Source organism: Methylobacterium sp. J-078 (assembly GCF_022829285.1).
Classification (GTDB): Bacteria; Pseudomonadota; Alphaproteobacteria; order Rhizobiales; family Beijerinckiaceae; genus Methylobacterium.
Window position 1 is genome coordinate 1 of sequence record NZ_JAKSYI010000101.1, and the last position, 2526, is coordinate 2526.

At 67.5% G+C, this 2526-nt stretch carries 2 protein-coding genes; both read right to left on the reverse strand.

Annotation, left to right across the window (positions count from 1 at the left end):
- On the reverse strand, window positions 1–855 hold an 855-nt coding region (locus MKK58_RS16125), incomplete at its 3' end, for a DUF1624 domain-containing protein (protein ID WP_243913010.1).
- A partial coding sequence (locus MKK58_RS16130) for a TonB-dependent siderophore receptor (protein WP_243913011.1) occupies window positions 855–2526 on the reverse strand: 1672 nt, incomplete at its 5' end. The genes MKK58_RS16125 and MKK58_RS16130, both read right to left, overlap by 1 nt.

Here is a 2526-nt window from a genome sequence, read left to right on the forward strand (position 1 = left end):
CAGCGAGGGGGGATACTTCGTTAGCGAGACAAAGCTCATCGTGGTCCGAAGCGGATCGCCCTCGACCACGAACCAGGGCTTGTCGCCGTAGCCGTTCGCCAGACGCAGCGCCATGAAGGCAACGAGCATCCTGCAGCCGAGCGCCAGGAACCGGAGCTCGCGGTCGCGCGTGGCGACTTCGGGTAGGAACCACGGGCCGACCGCGTAGCCGAGCACGATCACGCAGATCCACGGGAGCACCGGATAGGTCGTCTTGGCGACTAGGCCGAACGGGAGCGCGATGACGTCGCGCTGGTGCAGCATCGCCCAGACCGCAAAAAACGGTTGGTCAGGCTGGATGTGGATCGGGTCGAGGAGGTTGTGGCCGCAAACGATCAGCAGTCCGACCGCGAGGAGGACCGGGCGTGGAAGGCCGACCAGGGCCGCGAGGACGATCATGCAGACGCCGATGCACCAGATCACCTGCAGCCAGAGCGTCGGACTGGCCACGCCCCAGTACAGTTCCGAGAGGTAGATGACCTCCAGCACCATCAGAACGAGGCCACGCTTCAGCAGGTAGGCTCGCGTCTCGGCCAGCGTATGCTTGGTGCCGAACAGGAAGGCTGCCACGCCGGTCAGCGCGATGAAGATGGGTGCGCACAGGCTGACGACGAGGCGTGCCAGGGCCACGGCCGGCAGGGCGGTCCGGGCGTCGACCGGGTCGGCCACGGGAACGTGGAGGAACCAGGTCTCGCGCAGGTGATCGAGCAGCATCAGCACCATCACCAGTCCGCGCAGGGCATCGATTGAGGCGATGCGGCCGGACAGGGCCGACATGCCGGCGGACGCCTCGAATGGCTCCGGACGCTCGCCCATCAGAACCGTGCCGTGATGCTGACGGTGACCCGCCGCGGTTCACCGACGCCGACCCAGAAGGTGTTGTAGGAGCGCTCGTAGTAGGTCTCGTCGAAAATGTTGTCGACGTTGAGCCCGAAGCGCAGGTTCTCGTAGCGGTAGTAGGCCAGGGCATCCGTCAGGATGTAACCCGGTAAACGGAAGCTCTCGACCCCGCTGTCGCCGAGGCGTGAGCCGACGGCCCGGAACCCGCCGCCGATCCCAAAACCCTTCCAGTCGCCGGTCTGGACCTCGTAGATGCCGAGCAGGGAACCGCTGTGGCGCGGGATGTTGAGGAGGGGTGACCCGGGACGCAGCACCTCGTCGCGGGTGACCGCCGCGTCGATGAAGGCGTAGCCGCCGATGACCCGGAACTCCGGCGTGACCTGTCCGACCAGGCTGACGTCGAAGCCCTCGCTGCGCACGGCGCCGGCGGCGATCTGGAAGAAGAAGTCTGCCGGGTCGGTGGTGAGCACGTTCTGTTTCTCGATGTGGAAGGCGGCGCCCGTGACGCTGAGGCCGTCGAACAGGTCGAGCTTGGCTCCGACCTCGTAGGCGAAGCCCGTCTCCGGAGCGAAGGGCCGGGAGGCGCTGTCGAAGCCTGTGTTGGGGCGGAACGAGGCGGCGACGTTGCCGTAGAGCGCCAGGAACGACAGCGGCTGGTAGACGAGCCCGGCGCGCGGCGAGAACCCGGTCCGGTCCTGCTCGGTCCGCTCGTTCGCGACCTTGTCGCGGAAGGTCTGGTTGTAGAAGTCGGTGCGGTTGCCCAGCAGCAGCTTCCATTCCGGGCTGAGGGCGATCTGGTCCTGCAGGTAGACCGCTGTGTTGCCGACGTTCTCGCTGGCGCTGTAGCGGCGCGTGAACGGAGGCTTGGCCTGCCCGTAGACGGGGTTGAACAGGTCGATGGCGAAGGGGTCGAGGCGCGGGGTCGAGCGCTGGAGGTTCTCAGTGCTGTTGTAGCGCTCGTGCTCCAGGCCGAGCAGCAACGTGTGGGCGATGGGCCCGGTCTCGAAGCGCCCAACGAGTTCGGCCTGGCCGATGGCGACGCCCCAGGTGAAGTCGTGCTGGCGGAACTCGCGCAAGAGCGTGCGCCCGTCGTCCAGGATCCCGGTCGCGCCGGTCTGCAGGCCGGTGAGGCTTCCGGTGTTGAGGTGCGTGGCGACCCGCAAATGCCAGTCGGTGTTGAAGGCGTGCTCCAGCCGCACCTGCAGCAGCGCGCTCTCGGACACGGAATCGTCGCCCGGCTCGCCGAAGAAGCGTGAGCGCGGGACGAGGCCGAGGCGGTTGTTCACCGCGACGGTGCCCCGGTCGAAGGTCTGACGGTTGCGCAGGTACTGCGCCTCGAACGTGATCTTGGTGTCGGGGGTGACCTGCCAGCTCACCACCGGCGCCAGGAGCACCCGGTCGCCGTCGACGTAATCGCGAAAGCTGTCCTGGCGGGCGAGCGCGCCGTTGAAGCGATAGAGGACGCTGCCGTCCTCGCTCAGCGCGCCGCCGGCATCGACCGTGGTGCGGGCGGTGCCGAAGCTGCCGAACAGGGTGCCCATCTCGACGAAGGGCCGGGCGACGGGCTGCTTCGTCAGGATGTTGACGCTCCCGCCCGGATCGCTGCGTCCGTAGAGGGCACCGGCCGGACCCTTCAGGACTTCGATG